This is a genomic window from Micromonospora sp. RB23 (assembly GCF_053585025.1).
The window spans coordinates 3,910,343-3,926,983 of the sequence record NZ_CM132111.1 but is presented as its reverse complement, the minus strand read 5'-3'; the positions used below and the strand labels follow the sequence as shown (position 1 = coordinate 3,926,983).

The 16,641-nt window shown below is 74.9% G+C and carries 18 protein-coding genes; 12 read left to right on the top strand and 6 right to left on the bottom strand.

All coding sequences use genetic code 11. The features are described 5' to 3' along the window. Positions 1–92 precede the first annotated feature (92 nt). The 7 genes from ACTFTM_RS18170 (at position 93) to ACTFTM_RS18140 (ending at position 5,868) form a co-directional block, all read left to right on the top strand. Complete coding sequence (locus tag ACTFTM_RS18170) at positions 93–1,076, top strand: dehydrogenase (RefSeq protein ID WP_449561659.1); 984 nt, start codon at positions 93–95, stop codon at positions 1,074–1,076. 2 nt (positions 1,077–1,078) lie between these two features. Beyond that, positions 1,079–1,477: a 6-pyruvoyl trahydropterin synthase family protein gene (locus ACTFTM_RS18165; RefSeq protein ID WP_357169592.1), complete on the top strand. Its 399-nt coding sequence runs from the start codon at positions 1,079–1,081 to the stop codon at positions 1,475–1,477. After that, a complete protein-coding gene (locus ACTFTM_RS18160; protein ID WP_449566670.1) occupies positions 1,477–2,562 on the top strand; it encodes a glycosyltransferase family 4 protein in 1,086 nt (361 codons plus the stop codon). Before ACTFTM_RS18165 ends, ACTFTM_RS18160 begins: the two co-directional genes overlap by 1 nt. After that, positions 2,559–3,383: a class I SAM-dependent methyltransferase gene (locus ACTFTM_RS18155; protein WP_449561658.1), complete on the top strand. Its 825-nt coding sequence runs from the start codon at positions 2,559–2,561 to the stop codon at positions 3,381–3,383. Before ACTFTM_RS18160 ends, ACTFTM_RS18155 begins: the two co-directional genes overlap by 4 nt. Before the next feature lie 64 nt (positions 3,384–3,447). After that, positions 3,448–4,386 (top strand): lysylphosphatidylglycerol synthase transmembrane domain-containing protein, encoded by a 939-nt coding sequence (locus tag ACTFTM_RS18150; protein WP_449561657.1) that lies wholly within the window; start codon positions 3,448–3,450, stop codon positions 4,384–4,386. A gap of 58 nt (positions 4,387–4,444) precedes the next feature. Further along, entirely contained in the window at positions 4,445–5,164 is a 720-nt protein-coding gene (locus ACTFTM_RS18145; protein WP_449561656.1) for a GTP cyclohydrolase II, read from the top strand. After that, complete coding sequence (locus ACTFTM_RS18140; RefSeq protein ID WP_449561655.1) at positions 5,161–5,868, top strand: RibD family protein; 708 nt, start codon at positions 5,161–5,163, stop codon at positions 5,866–5,868. Before ACTFTM_RS18145 ends, ACTFTM_RS18140 begins: the two co-directional genes overlap by 4 nt. Here ACTFTM_RS18140 and ACTFTM_RS18135 read toward each other — a convergent pair. Beyond that, positions 5,835–6,338, bottom strand: coding sequence for a hypothetical protein (locus ACTFTM_RS18135; RefSeq protein WP_449561654.1), 504 nt, complete (start codon positions 6,336–6,338; stop codon positions 5,835–5,837). The two genes, ACTFTM_RS18140 and ACTFTM_RS18135, sit on opposite strands and share 34 nt — an antisense overlap. Continuing rightward, a complete protein-coding gene (locus tag ACTFTM_RS18130; protein ID WP_449561653.1) occupies positions 6,335–7,699 on the bottom strand; it encodes a molybdopterin-dependent oxidoreductase in 1,365 nt (454 codons plus the stop codon). The genes ACTFTM_RS18135 and ACTFTM_RS18130 overlap by 4 nt, the downstream gene beginning before the upstream one ends. A 226-nt stretch (positions 7,700–7,925) precedes the next feature. Between ACTFTM_RS18130 and ACTFTM_RS18125 the strand changes: the two genes are divergently transcribed. After that, positions 7,926–8,990, top strand: coding sequence for an NAD-dependent epimerase/dehydratase family protein (locus ACTFTM_RS18125; protein WP_449561652.1), 1,065 nt, complete (start codon positions 7,926–7,928; stop codon positions 8,988–8,990). Between the two features lie 274 nt (positions 8,991–9,264). Here ACTFTM_RS18125 and ACTFTM_RS18120 read toward each other — a convergent pair whose 3' ends face one another. Beyond that, entirely contained in the window at positions 9,265–10,647 is a 1,383-nt protein-coding gene (locus ACTFTM_RS18120) for a hypothetical protein (RefSeq protein ID WP_449561651.1), read from the bottom strand. Between the two features lie 145 nt (positions 10,648–10,792). Between ACTFTM_RS18120 and ACTFTM_RS18115 the strand changes: the two genes are divergently transcribed. Genes ACTFTM_RS18115 through ACTFTM_RS18105 form a run of 3 tightly spaced genes read left to right on the top strand, consistent with a single transcriptional unit; the run spans position 10,793 to position 12,878 of the window. After that, complete coding sequence (locus tag ACTFTM_RS18115; protein ID WP_449561650.1) at positions 10,793–11,467, top strand: glycosyltransferase family 2 protein; 675 nt, start codon at positions 10,793–10,795, stop codon at positions 11,465–11,467. Next, the gene (locus ACTFTM_RS18110) at positions 11,464–12,144 is read left to right on the top strand and encodes a TIGR04282 family arsenosugar biosynthesis glycosyltransferase (protein WP_449561649.1); all 681 of its coding nucleotides are present in this window, start codon (positions 11,464–11,466) and stop codon (positions 12,142–12,144) included. The genes ACTFTM_RS18115 and ACTFTM_RS18110 overlap by 4 nt, the downstream gene beginning before the upstream one ends. Then, positions 12,141–12,878, top strand: coding sequence for a class I SAM-dependent methyltransferase (locus tag ACTFTM_RS18105; protein ID WP_449561648.1), 738 nt, complete (start codon positions 12,141–12,143; stop codon positions 12,876–12,878). Before ACTFTM_RS18110 ends, ACTFTM_RS18105 begins: the two co-directional genes overlap by 4 nt. Positions 12,879–12,889: 11 nt before the next feature. Here ACTFTM_RS18105 and ACTFTM_RS18100 read toward each other — a convergent pair whose 3' ends face one another. Together ACTFTM_RS18100 and ACTFTM_RS18095 are read right to left on the bottom strand one after the other, a co-directional pair. Beyond that, a complete protein-coding gene (locus tag ACTFTM_RS18100) occupies positions 12,890–13,903 on the bottom strand; it encodes a sensor histidine kinase (protein ID WP_449561647.1) in 1,014 nt (337 codons plus the stop codon). Further along, positions 13,896–14,588 (bottom strand): response regulator transcription factor, encoded by a 693-nt coding sequence (locus tag ACTFTM_RS18095; protein WP_449561646.1) that lies wholly within the window; start codon positions 14,586–14,588, stop codon positions 13,896–13,898. The genes ACTFTM_RS18100 and ACTFTM_RS18095 overlap by 8 nt, the downstream gene beginning before the upstream one ends. Positions 14,589–14,706: 118 nt before the next feature. Here ACTFTM_RS18095 and ACTFTM_RS18090 point away from each other — a divergent pair, with 118 nt between their 5' ends. After that, the gene (locus ACTFTM_RS18090) at positions 14,707–15,279 is read left to right on the top strand and encodes a nucleosidase (protein ID WP_449561645.1); all 573 of its coding nucleotides are present in this window, start codon (positions 14,707–14,709) and stop codon (positions 15,277–15,279) included. 11 nt (positions 15,280–15,290) lie between these two features. Here the strand turns inward: ACTFTM_RS18090 and ACTFTM_RS18085 are convergent, their stop codons facing one another. After that, the gene (locus ACTFTM_RS18085) at positions 15,291–16,478 is read right to left on the bottom strand and encodes a low temperature requirement protein A (protein ID WP_449561644.1); all 1,188 of its coding nucleotides are present in this window, start codon (positions 16,476–16,478) and stop codon (positions 15,291–15,293) included. Between the last annotated feature and the right edge of the window lie 163 nt (positions 16,479–16,641).

Below are 16,641 nucleotides of genomic sequence, written 5' to 3'. Positions count from 1 at the left end.
GTACCTCCGTGTTTATGATCGACGACCCCGACAGGGAACACGGAAATCAGGGCCGTTCGGTTCGACCGGGACAAAAGGTGAGGTGTGCGAGGGTGAACCGCGAGGCGTACGCCTGCTGGGTGCGCGAGCCCGGCGCGGCGGAGATCCGGCAGGTGTCGCTGCCCGTCCCGGGCCCCGACGAGGTGCTGGTCCGGGCGCGCTACTCCGGGGTCAGCCGGGGCACCGAGACGCTGGTGTTCGCCGGTCGGGTGCCCGTCGACCAGTACGCGACGATGCGCGCCCCGTTCCAGGAGGGCGACTTCCCCGGCCCGGTGAAGTACGGCTACCTCAGCGTCGGCGTGGTCGAACAGGGACCGCCGGACCTGCTCGGGCGTACGGTGTTCTGCCTGCACCCGCACCAGAGCGCGTACGTCGTCCCGGCGACCGCCGTGGTGCCGGTGCCGGACGACGTGCCGCCTGCCCGCGCCGTGCTCGCCGGCACGGTGGAGACCGCCGTGAACGCCCTGTGGGACGCCGCGCCCCTGCTCGGCGACCGGGTGAGTGTGATCGGCGCGGGCATGGTGGGTTGCTGCGTCGCGGCGCTGGTGGCGCGGTTCCCCGGTGTGGACGTCGAGCTGGTCGACACCGACGCCCGCCGGGCCGGGGTGGCCGGGGCGCTCGGTGTCCGGTTCGCCCGACCCGCCGACGCGACCGGCGACCGGGACCTGGTCGTGCACGCCAGCGCCACGTCCGCCGGCCTGCAACAGGCGCTGGACCTGCTCGCGCCCGAGGGCACGGTGATCGAACTGAGCTGGTACGGCGACCGCCAGGTGCAGGTGTCCCTCGGTGGGGCGTTCCACTCCGGACGGCTCACCGTCCGCAGCAGCCAGGTCGGCATGGTCGCGCCCGCGCGGCGCGGTCGCCGCAGTTACACCGACCGGTTGGCGCTGGCCCTGGACCTGCTCGACGACCCGGCGTTCGACGCGTTGATCACCGGCGCGTCCCGGTTCGCGGAACTGCCCGACGTACTTGCCCGACTGAGCTCGGGCGACCTGCCCGCGCTCTGCCACCTCATCACCTACGACGACGGGGAGTGACCGTGTTCAGCGTGACCGTTCGGGATCACATGATGATCGCCCACAGTTTCCGGGGCGAGGTGTTCGGCCCGGCCCAGCGCCTGCACGGGGCGACGTTCGTGGTGGACGCGACGTTCCGCCGGCCCGACCTGGACGCCGACGGCATCGTCGTGGACATCGGCCTCGCCACCGAGCAGCTGCGGGCCGTGGTGGGGGAGCTGTCCTACCGCAACCTCGACGACGAGCCGGCGTTCGCCGGGATGAACACCACCACCGAGGTGCTGGCCCGTACCGTCGCCGACCGACTGGCCGAGCGGGTGCACGCCGGTGACCTGGGCGCCGGGGCCCGTGAGCTGGCCGGCATCACCGTCACCCTGCACGAGTCACACGTCGCCTGGGCCAGCTACGAGCGGTCGCTGTGATCGACGCGGGTCGGCCGACGCCGGCCCACGCCCACGACGCCCCGCCCGGACGTACGGTGCACGTCGTCCTGCCCGGCGACATCGACGACCCGGTCGCGCCCAGCGGCGGCAACACGTACGACCGGCGGGTGTGCGCCGGGCTCGGCGAGCGCGGCTGGGCGGTGCACGAGCACCCGGTGCCCGGCGCCTGGCCGTACCCCGACCCCGCCGCGCTGGCCGCGCTGGCCCGGCTGCTCGCCGCCACCCCGGACGACGCCGTGGTGCTCGTCGACGGCCTGATCGCCTCGACCGTGCCGGACCTGCTCACCGCGCACGCGACACGGCTGCGTCTCGTCCCGCTGGTGCACATGCCGCTCGACGACGAGGCCGAGGGTCAGGCACTGGCCACCGCGCGTGCCGTCGTCACGACCAGCGAGTGGACCCGCCGCCGGCTGCTGGCCCGTCACCGCCTGCCCGCCGACCGCGTCCACGTCGCGCCGCCCGGGGTGACGCCCGCGCCGGTCACGCCTACCGGCACCGCCGCCGGCGACCGGTTGCTCTGCGTCGCCGCGGTCACCCGCCACAAGGGCCACGACCTGCTGGTCGACGCCCTGTGCGTGCTGGCCGAGACGCCCTGGACGCTGGTCTGCGCCGGCACGCTGACCCGGGAACCCGAGCTGGTCCGCCGGCTGCGTGACCGGCTCGCCGGCGCCGGCCTGGCGGAGCGGGTGCGACTGGCCGGCCCGCTGACTCCACTGGCGCTCGACGCCGCGTACGCCGCCGCCGACCTGCTGGTCCTGCCGTCGCGGGGCGAGACGTACGGGATGGTCGTCACCGAGGCGCTCGCGCGTGGCGTGCCGGTGCTGGCCACCGACGTGGGGGGCCTGCCCGAGGCGCTGGGGCGGACCCCCGACGGCGTCGTACCCGGTCTGCTGGTCCCACCGGACGACCCGGCCGCCCTGGCGGGCGCCCTGAGCTGGTGGCTGGGCGACGACGAGTTTCGGTCCCGGCTGCGGCGCGCCGCGCTCGCCCGCCGCGAGACCCTGACCGACTGGCCGGTGACGACCGCGCGCCTGGCCGCCGTGCTGGAGGAGGTGACGGGGTGACCGTCGAGGAGACTCTGCCGTTCGCCGACTGGCTGCGTCTGCGGGAGCCGGCCGACGCTGCGGCCCGCGCCGAGGACCTGGTGGACGCCGTCCGACCCCGGTTGACCGGCCACGACCCGATCGTGATCCACGACCTGGGCAGCGGTACCGGCTCGATGAGCCGCTGGCTCGCCGCCCGGCTGAACGGACCACAGCGGTGGGTGCTGCACGACCGGGACGCCGACCTGCTGACCCGGGCCGCCGACAGCATGGCCGGGGTGACCGCCGCCGACGGAGCGCCGGTCACGGTGCAGACCCGCTGCGGCGACCTGACCCGGCTCAGCGCCGCCGACCTGTCCGACGGCGCGCTCGTCACCTCGTCCGCGCTGCTGGACATGTTGACCGCCGAGGAGGTCGAGCGGGTCGTCACGGCCTGCGTCGACGCCGGCCGTCCCGCCCTGTTCGCGATCTCGGTGACCGGACGGGTCCGGCTCACCCCCGAGGACCCGCTCGACGCCGCCGTCGAGGAGGCGTTCAACGCGCACCAGCGGCGTACCGTCGACGGCCGCCCGTTGCTCGGCCCGGACGCCGCCGCCGTCACCGCCGCCGCGTTCGCCCGGCGGGGCGTGCCCGTGGCCGAGCGGCCCAGCCCGTGGCGGCTCGGCCCGGACCAGGCCGACCTGGCCGCCGAGTGGTTCCGGGGCTGGCTCGGCGCGGCCTGCGAGCAGCGACCCGACCTGGCCGGTCCGGCCGGCGCGTACGCCGAACGTCGGCTGGCCGAGGCGGCGGCCGGCCAGCTGAACGTGGTGGTCGAGCACCAGGACCTTCTCGCCGGAGGATGAACCATCCCCACCCTGGGTACGTGCTCTAAAGAGAGTGGACGATCTTCAGGGAGGACCGGCGTCGATGGTGTGGGCCTGGGCACGAGTGGTCGGCGGGGTGGGCCTGCTCGCCGTCCTGCTGTGGCAGGTGGGTGGCGGCGCGTTCCTCGCCGGCGTACGGCTGATCGACGCCCCGGCGCTGGCCGCGGCCCTGCTCATCGGCGTGCTCACCACGGTCTGCGCCGCGTGGCGGTGGAGTCTCGTCGCCGGTGGCCTGGGTGTGCGGCTGCCCCTGGCGACCGCGGTGGCGCACTGCTACCGGGCCGTGTTCCTCAACGCCACGCTGCCGGGCGGGGTGCTCGGGGACGTGCACCGGGCGGTGCGCCACGGCCGCGACGCCGGCGACGTCAGCCGGGGCATCCGCGCGGTGGTGTGGGAGCGTACCGCCGGTCAGGTCGTCCTGGTCGGCGTCGCCCTGGTGGTGCTCGCGGCGTTCCCGTCCCCGGTGCGGTCGTACCTGCCGGCCGCCGCCGCGCTGCTCGTGGCGGTCGGGCTGGCCGCCGTACTCCTGGCTCGTCTGTCGCCCGGGACCGGCCGATCCCGGTGGGCGCGCGGCGTGCGCACCGCCGTCGCGGACGTGCGGGCCGGGCTGCTGGCGCGGCGGACCTGGCTCGGCGTGCTGATCGCCTCCGCCGTGATGGTCGCCGGGCACCTGGCGACCTTCCTGGTGGCGGCCCGGACCGCCGGATCCGACGCGCCGCTGACCCGGCTGCTGCCACTGACCCTGCTCGCCCTGCTGGCCATGGGCCTGCCCCTGAACGTCGCGGGCTTCGGTCCCCGCGAGGGAGTGGCCGCCTGGGTGTTCGGCGCGGCCGGTCTCAGCGCCGCCGAGGGAGTCGCCACCGCCACCGTCTACGGCGCCCTCGTGCTGGTGGCCAGCCTGCCCGGCGCGGCCGTGCTGCTCGCCCGTCGGGCCCGCAAACCCACCACCGCTCGGGAAGCCGCCTTGCGCGAGGGCTGTTGAGTCAGTGGTGAAACGGTACGCGTCGCCGCCGTCCCGCGGCGCCGGACGAAGGAGTTCCATGCCCGAAGCACTGCCGGTCGCCACGATTCGTACGCAGGTCACGGTGCCGTTGGCGTTCCCCGACGGCTACACCACCACCGTGCGGGTGTTCACGTTCAAGGGTCTGGTGGACGGTCGGGAGCACCTCGCCCTCGGCCTGGGCGACTGGGCCGGCGCGCTGGACGCCGTCGCCGCCGGCGGTGAGCCGCCGTTGGTCCGCCCGCACAGCGAGTGCCTGACGGGGGACGTGTTCGGCAGCCAGCGCTGCGACTGCGGGCCGCAACTGCGCGAGGCGGTGCAGCGGATCGCCGAGACCGGCGGGTTCCTGCTCTACCTGCGTCAGGAGGGCCGGGGCATCGGCCTGTACGCGAAGCTCGACGCGTACGCCCTCCAGGACGCCGGCCTGGACACCTACCAGGCCAACGTGGCGCTCGGCCGAGGCGAGGACGAGCGCGACTACACCGCCGCCGCGCAGATGCTGGCCACTCTCGGCGTGCCGCGCGTACGTCTGCTCAGCAGCAACCCGGACAAGGCCGAACAGTTGACCCGGCTGGGCGTGGACATCGTGGAACGCGTCCCCACCAGCATCTTCCTGTCCCCGGCCAACGCCGACTACCTGGCCGCGAAGGCCGCCAAGGCGGCAGAGGCCGAGGCAGCCGAGGCGGAGGCGGCAGCGGCCGAAGCGGCAGCGGCCGAGGCGCAGCCGGGCCGTATCCCTGACCGGCCCGTCTCCCGGTGAGCTACCGGCCGGCGTCGCCACGGCCCTACGTGCTGCTGAGCTGCGCCACCTCCATCGACGGTTACATCGACGACGCCTCCGACCAGCGTCTGTTGCTGTCCAACGAGGACGACCTCGACCGCGTCGACGCGGTCCGGGCCGGCTGTGACGCGATCCTGGTCGGCGCCGCCACCGTCCGCCGCGACGACCCCCGCCTGCTGGTGCGGTCCGCGGCACGGCGGACCGAACGGGTGGCGTGCGGCCGGCCCGCCTCGCCCACGAAGGTGACGCTGACCGCACGCGGGGACCTCGACCCGACGGCCCGGTTCTTCACCGCGGGCGACTCCACCCGGCTGGTCTACTGCGCCAGCGGCGCGCTGGACAAGACCCGGGAGCGGGTCGGCGGGCTGGCCACCGTCGTCGACGGGGGAGAGCCGGTCGACCTCGCAGGGGTCCTCGCCGACCTGGCGGCGCGGGGTGTGCGCCGCCTCATGGTCGAAGGTGGCGGGACGGTGCACAACCAGTTCCTCACCGCCGGCCTCGCCGACGAGCTGCACCTGGTCGTCGCCCCGTTCTTCGTCGGCGACCGTCGGGCGCCGCGCTTCGTCGACGAGGGCAGCTTCCCCTGGCACCCGGGCCGTCGGGCCCGGCTGGCCGAGACACGCCAGATCGGCGACGTGGTGCTGCTGCGCTACGCGCTCTCCGACCGCTGTCCCGACGACTGACGGCGACGTCGCAGCGCGTACGCGAGCGCGCTGAGCAGGAAGAGCGCACCGCTGAGCGCCAGCCAGCGCAGCAGGTACGGCCGCTGGGTCTGGCCGGTGGCCGCCTCGTGGGTCGTCTCGCCCCAGCGCAGGATGCCGGGGGCGTAGACCAGGAACAGCAGCGCCGTGCCGAGCGCCGGCACCCGCAGGTGATTGAGCAGTGCGACACGGCGGTGTGTCACCGCGCGCAGCACGCGGTCGGCGCTCGCGTACACCGGGAACAGCACCAGGTCGTGGGCGATGACCGCGCCGACGAACCAGAGCACCATCCGGCCGAACGTCGCCTCGTCGGCGAGACGTAGCGCCACCCAGCCGGCGAGGACGATCACCACCGTCACCAGGACGAGGTGCCAGGGCGCGGCGCCGTAGGCCGCCCGCAGCCGCGCGGTCCGCCCGGCCGGTCCCTGCGTCGGCCCGACCCGCTCAGTCATCGTCCCGCCCCCTCAAAGTCGATCTCGGCGACCCATTTGGTGCAGTGCACGCCGGGCAGGGCGGGCACGATGACCCGGGCCGGGTAGCCGTGGTCGGGGGAGAGGTCGACGCCGTTGACCCGCAGGGCCAGCAGCGAATCGGCATCGAGGAGCTGGTTGGCCGCGAGCACCGCCGTGCGGAACAGCCCGGCCTGCTCCAGCGACGACACCCGCGCCGACACCGGGTCGGGGACCCCGGCGAGCGCCGCCAGGTCACGAAGACGTACGCCGGTCCACGTCTGCCGGGTCGACCAGCCCTCGACGCAGGAGATGGGCAGCGCGGCCGTGTGTTGGGCCATGGCCAGCAGGCCGGACCGGTCCAGGGTCACCGTCCGCCCACCGCCGCGGAGCGTCAGCCGCCAGCTCGCGCCGGTCTGCTCGGGGCGTACGCCGGCGGCGGCCACGGTGCGGTTGACCGGGAACCCGTTCGGTCCGGTGCCGGGCTGTCGTCCCCGGGGCAGCAGCAGCGCGGTACGCCGCAGGGGACCGTCCAGGCTCTGCCCGATGGTCAGCACGGCCAGCAGCAACGCGCCGCCGCCCACCAGGGCCACCGCGCCACGCCGGCTGACTGTGGCCGGCCCGGGTTCGGTCGCGACCAGCCCGTCCGGGTCCGGCGGTTCTCCTCGTGTGTCGGCGCGCGACGTCCGCAGCTCCGTGCCCGGCGGACGGGACCGCAGCGCGGTCACCAACCGGGGAAACTTGATGATCACGTGCGCCACGAACGCTGCCGTGAAGATCCACGCTCCGAAGTAGTGGGCGGTGTAGAAGTCGAAGCCGAACACGTACGAGTACTGGATGTTGAGCAGGCCGGTGGCGATCTGGAAGAGGATCCCGCCGACCAGCAGCAGCAGGGTGAGCCGTTCCAGGACCTGCGCCACCGAGCGGGCCGGCGGCCAGTCGAACAGTTTCGGCAGCACCGACCACAGCTTGCCCAGCACCACCGGGACCAGCACGATCCCGAGCGTCACGTGCAGTCCCTGGGTGACGCGGAACAGCCAGGACGGCCGCGTCGGCCAGTCGAACACGGGCAGCCGCAGCCAACCGACGTCCTGCGGGAACGCCTGGTCGAAGCGGGGGCCGTAGGCGGCGTAGTCGAGCAGCCCCGTGATGATCACCAGTGGCAGCGCCACCAGCAGCGCCGTCCCGTAGACGGCGGTGAGCCAGGGACCACGTAACGGACTGCGCCAGGCGCGTCCGGCCGCGTCCACACCCGGTGGACGATGCCGGGCCAGCCCTCGCCAGAGCCCGCGCGGCGCGCCGTAGCCGTCCGCGTCCGACGCCGGGACCCCGCTGTCGCCCGGGCCGGTCCTGCCTGCTGGCACTCGCTGCTCCCTCCTCGCCGTCACGCTCCGCCGTCGCCAGCCCGCCGGACGCGAGCGCCGACGGCGGGCACTGCCGGCAGGTTAGACCGCAGGGGTACGGCGGAACGGGGTTTACCGCATTACCGAACGCTTACCGGGCCACCGTCGCCCGCCGAGCTGTTGCGAACTCCTTACGGCTGCGCCGAACCGGCCCGCCGGACGCCCGAGCGGCCCTACCGTGACCGGCATGCGCGTACTGGTCACCGGCGCGGCCGGGTTCATCGGGTCGCAGGTCGTCGACCTGCTCGTCGGGCAGGGCCACGAGGTGGTGGCGCTCGACGCGCTGCTGCCGCAGGCGCACGGCGGGGAGCTGCCCGCCTGGTCGCGTGAACACCAGGTGGTGCGCGGCGACGTCCGTGACGGCCCCCTGCTGGACCGCCTGCTGGCCGGTGTGGACGCGGTCTGCCACCAGGCGGCGATGGTCGGCCACGGCCTGGACCCGTCGGACGGCCCGGACTACGTCACGCACAACGACTACGGCACGGCCGTGCTGCTGGCCGCGCTGCACCGGGCGGGGATCGGCCGTCTGGTGCTGGCCAGCTCGATGGTGGTGTACGGCGAGGGGCGCTACGCCTGCCCCGAGCACGCCACGGTGCGCCCCGCGCCACGGCGCAACGAGGACGTGGCGGCCGGCCGGTACGACCCGACCTGCCCCCACTGTGGTCGGGGACTCGACCCGGTGCTCGTGCCCGAGGACGCGCCGCTGGAGCCGCGCAGCACGTACGCCGCCAGCAAGCTCGCGCAGGAACACCTGGCCGCCGCCTGGGCACGGCAGACCGGTGGGACGGTTTGGGCGCTGCGCTACCACAACGTCTACGGCCCGCGGATGCCCCGCGACACCCCGTACGCCGGGGTAGCGTCCATCTTCCGGTCGGCGCTGGCGGCCGGCGTGGCCCCCCGCGTGTTGGAGGACGGCCGGCAACGGCGAGACTTCGTGCACGTCACCGACGTGGCGCGGGCCAACCTGCTGGCGCTCACCAGCGGCCTGCCGCCGGCCACCCTGGTACCCGTGAACGTGTGCTCGGGCGAGCCGCACACCGTCGGGGAGCTGGCGGTCGCCCTGGCCGAGGCGATGGGCGGGCCGGCTCCGCAGGTCGTGGGCGGGGCCCGTGCGGCCGACGTGCGACACGTGGTCGCCGACCCGCGCCGGGCCGCGGAACTGCTCGGCTACACCGCCCGGGTCGGCTTCGCCGAAGGCGTGGCGGGCTTCGCCACCGACCCGCTCCGCGAACCAGCCGCGGTAGCAGGCTGACCGCCGCCGCCGTCCGCCGTCCGCCGTGCGTGTGGCTCATGGCTCGTGGCAGTGCGTCCCCTGGCCACCGCAGGCCCTGCGGCCCATTGCTCGCCGCCTGCGCCCAGCGAGGCGGTACCAACAATGGGCGTGATGACTGTGCGGCATCAAGATGCCGCACAGTCATCACGCTCGACGGAGTGGTAGGGCCCACGGCTGTCCGCATCGGCCCTGCCCGCGTGACCGCCGCCCTTCGCGCCTGCGCCTGCGCGCCCCCGGCGCCCGCGGGTCGGCTTTAGGAGACCGTCCAGAGCAGGTGGTTGACGGCCAGCGCGGTGAGCGCCTGTGCGGCCAGCCACCAGCGCCGCGAGGTCGCCGGCAGGTGGGCCGTGGCGACCAGCAGCCAGACGGCGAAGGGTAGCCAGATCCGCTCCACCTCCGCCTTGCTCAACCCGGACAGGTCCGCGCCGAGGACCGCCACCAGGGCCGCCAGCGGTAGCAGCACCGTGGGCCCGGCGGCGCGTACCGCCGCGGGCAGGGCCGACGGGGCCACGGCCCGCCAGCGGGGCGCGGCCGCCAGCGCGCGGCGCAGCGCCGGCCCGAGGGCCGGGCCGGCGCTGAGCAGCAGCGCGGCCAGGTTGGCCCACACCCAGTAGGCGTACGGGCGGTCGGCGGCCCAACCCTGGTAGTAGCGCTGGACCACCAGGTGGTAGCCGTCCCACCAGTGGAACCCCGCCGCGACGAACACCGCCGTCACGGCCGCGACGCCGAGGGCGGCGGCGAGCAGCGCGCCCAGGCGGCCGGTACGGCGCAGCGCCACCACGGTCAGCGCGAGCACACCCACGAGGAGGAACCCGTACGACAGGTGCAGCGCGAAGCCGAGCAGCGTCCCACCGGCCAGGGCGGCCACCCGGCCCCGGACGGCCAGCAGCGCCAGTCCGGCCGCGACCACGGCGGCGAAGATGCCGTCGGCCGAGGCGCCCACCCAGACCGCTCCCGGCAGCAGCACCAGGAACGGCGCCACCGCGCGGGCCGCGTCGGGCGCGCCGAGCGCACGCAGGGTCACCGGCACCGACACCGCGATCGTGGCGCCGAGCAGGACGCAGGCCAGCGCGGCGGCCGTGCCGCCACCGAGGCCGACGCGGTCCAGCCAGACGAAGATGAGCAGCGCGCCCGGCGGATGGCCGGCGGTGTGGGTGGACCAGGAGTCGGGCTGGAAGTCCACGATCCGGCCGGTGAATCCGGCCAGCATCGTCGGGATGTCGGTGACCCCGGGAACCTCGTGCAGGTACTCGGCCTGCGGGGTGAGCCGTCGGGTCAGCCCCGCCGACCAGCCGTCGACCAGGGCCAACGACACCGTCCAGGCCACCGCCGTCAGCCACGCGGCGGCCAGCAGCACGCCCCACCTGGCGGTGCGGGCCCACCGGGCGCCCCAGCCCACCACCGCGAGCGCGACCGCGAGCGCGACCGGGCTGCCCCAGCCGACGTGCGGCCGCCACGTCGCGTACAGCGGAGCGGCGTCCGCGTGCAGTCCGCCGCCGCGTGCGTTCAGCAGCGCCCCCACCAGCACGGCGACGCCGAGCAGCGCCGCCTCCAGGCCCAGCACGACGAGGTCCCCGGCGTGGCGGCGAGGTGGGGTCCGCCCGGGGGCGGCGGCGTAAGCGGTGGTCGAGGCCATGACCACCGGACGGTACGGCGACAGCCGACCCTCGCGCTCGCCAATCGGTGGCCCGTCACCGGACGGTAAGAAATACCCGGGCGGTAAGGGTTCGGTAAGCACATTTCGGCCTCCGCCGCGGGGGCGCCGCCCTAGCGTCGCCGGTATGGCGACTGAGATCGACGTGGTGCTGCCCTGCCTGGACGAGGCAGCCGCCCTGCCGGGCGTGCTCACCGCGCTGCCGTCCGGCTACCGGGCCATCGTGGTGGACAACGGCTCGCGGGACGGCTCGCCCGAGGTGGCCGCCCGGCACGGCGCCCGGGTGGTGCACGAACCCCGACGTGGCTACGGCGCGGCGGTGCACGCCGGCCTGGAGGCCGCCGACGCCGAGCTGGTGTGCGTGCTCGACGCCGACGGGTCGTTCGACCCCGCCGAGCTGCCCGCCCTGGTCGCGCCCGTGTCCGCCGGCACGGCCGATCTGAGCGTGGGCCGACGTCGGCCGGTCGGGGCGGGGGTCTGGCCGTGGCACGCCCGTGCCGGTACGGCGCTGGTCGCCGCGCTGCTGCGCCGTCGGGGCGTACCCCTGCGGGACCTCAGCCCGATCAGGGTGGCCCGCCGCCAGGCGCTGCTCGACCTCGGCGTCGCCGACCGCGCCTTCGGGTACCCCCTCGAACTGCTGATCCGGGCGGCGGCCGCCGGCTGGCGCATCCACGAGACGGACGTGACCTACGCGCCCCGCGCCGCCGGCACCCGGTCCAAGGTCTCCGGCTCGGTGCGGGGCACCCTGCGGGCCACCCGCGACTTCGCCGGTGTGCTGCGGACCGTGGACGGCTCCCGGTGACCGTCCTGTTGGTGGTCGCCAAGGCGCCGGTCGCCGGGGCGGTGAAGACGCGGCTCTGCCCGCCGGTCACGCCGGCCCAGGCGGCCCGGATCGCCGCCGCCGCGCTGCGCGACACCCTCGACGCCGTCCGCGCCACCCCGGGTGTCACTCCCGTGCTGGCCTGGTCTGGTCGGCTGGCCGAGGCGGAGGACGCCGACGTGTTGACCGCCGCGCTGAACGGCTGGTCGGTGCTCGACCAGCGTGGTGTCGGGTTCGGCGAACGGCTCGCCAACGCGTACGCGGACGTCGCCGCCGCGTACCCCGGGCAGCCGGTGGTGCAGATCGGCATGGACACCCCGCAGGTGACGCCGGGCCGGCTGGCTGCGGCGGTGGCCGGGCTGCGCGCCGCCGACGCGGTGCTCGGTCGGGCGCACGACGGCGGCTGGTGGTCGTTGGGGCTGCGCGACCCACGGCACGCCCGGGTGTTGCGGCACGTGCCCATGTCGACGCCCGACACCGGCCGCGACACGTGGGCGGCGCTGACCGGGCGGGGCCTGCGGACCGCGCCACTGCCGGTCCTGCGCGACGTCGACACGTGGTCCGACGCCCTCGCGGTGGCCGTCGAGGTTCCCGGAGGCCGCTTCGCCCGACAGGTCGCGGCGATCCGCCTCACCCTCCTGCCGGAGGGCCGGCGGTGAACCCCGTCGACACCGCCCCGGTCGAGGCCGCGCCGCCGGGGCGGTCGCCGTCCGCGCCCACGTCGACCCGGGGGTACGACGGCTCGTCCGGCGACCCGTTCGCCGCCGCGCTCGCCGCCGACCGCGTGGCTCTACGGCGGTGGCTGGTGCACGGCGACGGTGTCCGCAGCCGGCTGCCCGTGGACCGCTGGCACGGCACGGCCGAGTCGGCGGTCGCCGGCCTCGTGGCCCGCTGTGGCGGCCCGACGCTTGACCTCGGGTGCGGGCCGGGGCGGCTCACCGTGGCGCTGACCCGGGCCGGCCGGACCGCGGTCGGCGTGGACGTCTCGCCGACGGCGGTGCGACTCACCCGCGCCCGTGGCGCGGTCGCGGTGCACGGCGACCTGTTCGGACCGCTGCCCGCCGAGGGGCGGTGGGCGCACGCGGTGCTGATCGACGGGAACATCGGCATCGGTGGCGAGCCGGTGGCGCTGCTGCGCCGCTGCCGGGACCTGCTCGCACCAGGTGGCACGGTCCTGGTCGAGCTGGAGCCGCCCGGCGCGGGATCGTGGCAGGGCCAGGCCCGAGTGGCCGCCGAGCAGCAGGCCGGCCGGGTGGTGCTCGGCCCGGTGTTCCGCTGGGCCCGGGTCGACGCGCGTGCGGTGCCCGCGATCGCCGACGCCGCCGGGTTGGCGGTTCAGGACGTGTTCCGGCACGGGCGGCGCTGGTTCGGTGAGCTGCGGGCGAACCGCTGAGGCCGCGGGCGTCAGGCCGCCGGCAGGCGTACCACGAACCGGCACCCACCGCCGACGTTCTGCACGTCCACCCGACCGCCGTGCGCCTCGACCAGCCCGCGCACGATCGCCAGTCCCAGCCCGCCGGAACCCTCGCCACCGGGGCGCGGCGTGCGGGCCGGCTCGCCCCGGAACGCGACGTCGAACAGTCGCGGCAGGTCGTCCTCGGGGATGCCCCCGCAGGTGTCGGCGACGGCCAGCCAGGCGGCGTCGCGTTCGGATCCGGCGTCCACCCGCACCGTGCCGTCGTCCGGCGTGTAGCGCACCGCGTTGAGCAGCAGGTTCCCCACCACCCGGGCCAGCTCGGGTTCGCTGGCCAGCACGGTGGGCCAGCCCGACTCGGCGGCCTCCAGGCGGATGCGCCGGGCCTTCGCCAGCGGCGCGGTGCCGGCGAGGGCGTCGGAGACCACCTCACCCAGCGGCACCGCCGACAGGGTCAGGCGCAGCGCGCCGGCGTTGATCCGGGACAGCTCGAACAGGTCGTCGACGAGTCGGGTCATCCGGTCGGTCTGCACGCGGATCCGCCGGTGGTACTCGTCGACCGTCGCCGGGTCGTCGACCACCCGGTCCTCCAGCGCCTCGGCCATGGCCCGCAGGCCGGCCAGCGGCGTCCGCAGGTCGTGCGACACCCAGGCGACCAGGTCCCGCCGGCCCTTCTCGACCCGGCGTTCCCGCTCCCGGGCCTGGGCCGCCCACACCGCGGCCCGGGCCAGTCGACGCCCGAAGTACCAGCCCACTCCCAGGCTCACCACGGCGGCCGCGGCGACCGTGAGCAGGACGACCTGGAGGTCGTGCGGGGACAGGAACATCGCCTGGGCGACGACCACCACCCCCGCCACCACCGCGACCACGGTGATGGTGAGCAGAACGCACACGTGCACGGTGATCGACCGGTGTCGCAGCAGCCGCAGGGCCAGCGCGCCGAGCAGGCCCACGCCGAGCGCGGCCGTGAGCGCCGCCCCGAAGATCAGCGCCAGGTCACGCATCGGACGGCTCGTACCGGTAGCCGACGCCCCAGACCGTGACGATCCGTCGTGGCTCGGCCGGGTCGTCCTCGATCTTCTCCCGCAACCGACGGACGTGCACGGTCACCGTGGACTGGTCGCCGAAGTTCCACCCCCACACCCGTTCCAGCAGCTCGGCGCGCTTGAACGCCCGTGTCGGGTGCCGCATCAGGTGGGCCAGCAGGTCGAACTCGCGTAGCGTCAGGGCCAGCTCGCGGCCGTGCAGGCGGGCGATCCGTGGCCCGGTGGCCACCTCCAGCCCCGCGTCGGTGAGCAGCTCGGCCGCCGGCACGGCCGGCTCGCCGGCCCGGCGCAGCACCGAACCGACCCGCAGCACCAGCTCACGCGGCGAGAACGGCTTGCCCAGGTAGTCGTCGGCGCCCAGTTGCAGCCCGAGCACCCGGTCCGCCTCGTCGCCGCGGGCGGTCAACATGATGATGGGTACGCCGTCCGGCCGCTCCCGCAGTCGCCGGCACACCTGCAACCCGTCCAGTCCGGGAAGCATCAGGTCCAGGACGACCAGGTGGGGCTGCCGGTCCTGGACGGCGTCGAGGGCGGCCAGCCCGTCCGCGACGTGGCTCACCTCGTACCCGGCGTGTTCCAGATAGCGGCAGACGACGTCGCTGACCGTCCGGTCGTCGTCGACCACGAGCACCCGCTGCGCCACCGGCCACCTCCCCGCAGCCAGCGTAGCCAGGGCCGCCGGCGGAGCCGGACGGGGCAGATCTTGCGGTTCCCTTACGGCGCGGGGAGGGTCGGTCGACGGCGACCCGTACGATGCTCCGGTGATTCTCCGGGGTGTCGTCCGTGCCGATCGTCCGCTGGTGGTGCTCGCCGTCCAGGAGGAGGCCCGTTACCTGCCGGCCGAGCTGCCGGTGCTGCTCACCGGCATGGGCAAGGTCAACGCCGCCAGCGCGGTCGCGGCGGTGCTGGCCGCCGGCCCGCGTCCCAGCCTGCTGCTCAACCTGGGTACGGCCGGCGCGCTGCGCCCCGGCTGGACGGGTATCCATGAGGTCGCCACCGTGCTCCAGCATGACCTGGACACCGCTCTGCTGCGTACCCTCACGGGTCAGACCTACGGCGCGCCGCTCGCGCTGGCGGCCGAGGGCGCGGTCCTGGCCACCGGTGACACCTTCGTGGCGGACGACGTCGCGCGGGACCGGTTGGCGCAGCGTGCCGACCTGGTGGACATGGAGGGGTACGCGGTGGCCTGGGCCGCCGCGCAGGCTGGTGTGCCGTGTCGGCTCGTCAAGCAGGTCAGTGACGAGGCGGGGGAGGGCGCGGCCCGGACCTGGCGGGAGTCGGTGGACGCCTGTGCCCGGGACCTCGCCGGGTGGGTGGGGCGACACCTCGCCTGACCGGTCGCGGGTCATTTGCCCGGCCGTCGCGGCCGGAGCCCCCGGGTGGTTTCCCGGCCCCCGGCCCGGGGAGCCAGGACGTGCCCGGCCAGGGCGACGGCCACGATCGCGGTGACCAGCACCGGTGGCCAGCCGCCCGCCCAGGGCAGCACCAGCAGGGGCAGCGTCTGCGACGCCACCCGCCGCCACGGCACGCGGGCGGACAGCAGGTAGGCGAACAGTGCCCGGCCGAGCACGAACACCAGCGGTCCGCCGATGATCAGCATCAGCCACCGCGCGGGGGTCGTTCCGGTCGGACGGTCGACGACCAGGTCGAAGGAGGCCGCCGTGACGGCCACGCCGATGAGCAGCACCAGGTGGGTGTACGGGGCGATCCGGGTGGAGCGGCCGGGCACCGACTCGGCCGCGGCCTCGAGCAACTCGCCGGCCCGGAAGACGTAGACCTGCCAGAGCAGCAGCATGATGGCGAACGCGCAGAGCAGGGCGGTGATCCTGGAGCGGTCGAAGTCGCTGCGGCTGAGTTCCAGGGTGGGTACCAGGATGATGTCGCCGAGGGCCAGGATGACGAACTGCTGGTACCGCTCGCCCAGGTGCGCGGTGGTCCGGTCGTACTGGTCGAGGGGCACCCGGCCGAGCCACGGTGTCGGGTAACGCGCCGCAGCGGCGAGCAGGTCGATGACGATCGCGATGGTCCAGATCCACCACCGGGCGTCGTCGACAACCGACCCGATGATCCAGAGGACGCCGGACACCAGGAACCAGAACAGGAATCGGGTGGCGCGCGCCATCGCCGCGCGGTGCTGCTGTCGGTACAACGTGCTGACCAGGATGATGCCGCGTATCACGTGGGTGCCGACATAGGCGAACGCGAAGGTCAGCGCCTGCCCCATGGTGATCATCGGCAGCGCCGCCGCCATCCCGACCGACCCGACCATGGCGATCATCAGGATGGCCTGGATCGGGCGCTGCTGCGGGTCGTAGAACTCGGTCGTGGTCGAGGTGACCGACCACGTCCACCAGATCGCGGTCAGCATCAGCGCGACCGACGCGCTCTCGGCCCAGGAGTCCTGGTCGGCGAGCAGTTTGGAGGTCTGCGCGAGCGCGGCCACGAAGACCACGTCGAAGAGCAGTTCGAGCAGCGTCGCCCGGGTCGACCCGTCCGGCCGGCGTACCAGCGCCGCGGTGCCTCCGGTGGTCATGCCCGGCCTCCCGCCGTGTCTTCGAGGATTATCGGCGGCGGGGGCGCGACGCGTCCCAGGATCGGCGATTCCCGCTGGCCGGGGAAGAGGGCAGCCGGAGGTTGCCACGACGCCGCACCGGAGGCGACGCTTGTCGGCATCCATCGATCTCGATCTCCGTCGG

Excerpts from the sequence above, each read along its gene's own strand:
- ACTFTM_RS18085 (WP_449561644.1), bottom strand. The coding sequence starts at position 16,478 with ATGACCACCGGAGGCACCGCGGCGCTGGTACGCCGGCCGGACGGGTCG.
- ACTFTM_RS18145 (WP_449561656.1), top strand. The coding sequence starts at position 4,445 with ATGCCCGAAGCACTGCCGGTCGCCACGATTCGTACGCAGGTCACGGTG.
- ACTFTM_RS18120 (WP_449561651.1), bottom strand. The coding sequence starts at position 10,647 with ATGGCCTCGACCACCGCTTACGCCGCCGCCCCCGGGCGGACCCCACCT.
- ACTFTM_RS18100 (WP_449561647.1), bottom strand. The coding sequence starts at position 13,903 with ATGCGTGACCTGGCGCTGATCTTCGGGGCGGCGCTCACGGCCGCGCTC.
- ACTFTM_RS18135 (WP_449561654.1), bottom strand. The coding sequence starts at position 6,338 with ATGACTGAGCGGGTCGGGCCGACGCAGGGACCGGCCGGGCGGACCGCG.
- ACTFTM_RS18125 (WP_449561652.1), top strand. The coding sequence starts at position 7,926 with ATGCGCGTACTGGTCACCGGCGCGGCCGGGTTCATCGGGTCGCAGGTC.
- ACTFTM_RS18150 (WP_449561657.1), top strand. The coding sequence starts at position 3,448 with ATGGTGTGGGCCTGGGCACGAGTGGTCGGCGGGGTGGGCCTGCTCGCC.
- ACTFTM_RS18115 (WP_449561650.1), top strand. The coding sequence starts at position 10,793 with ATGGCGACTGAGATCGACGTGGTGCTGCCCTGCCTGGACGAGGCAGCC.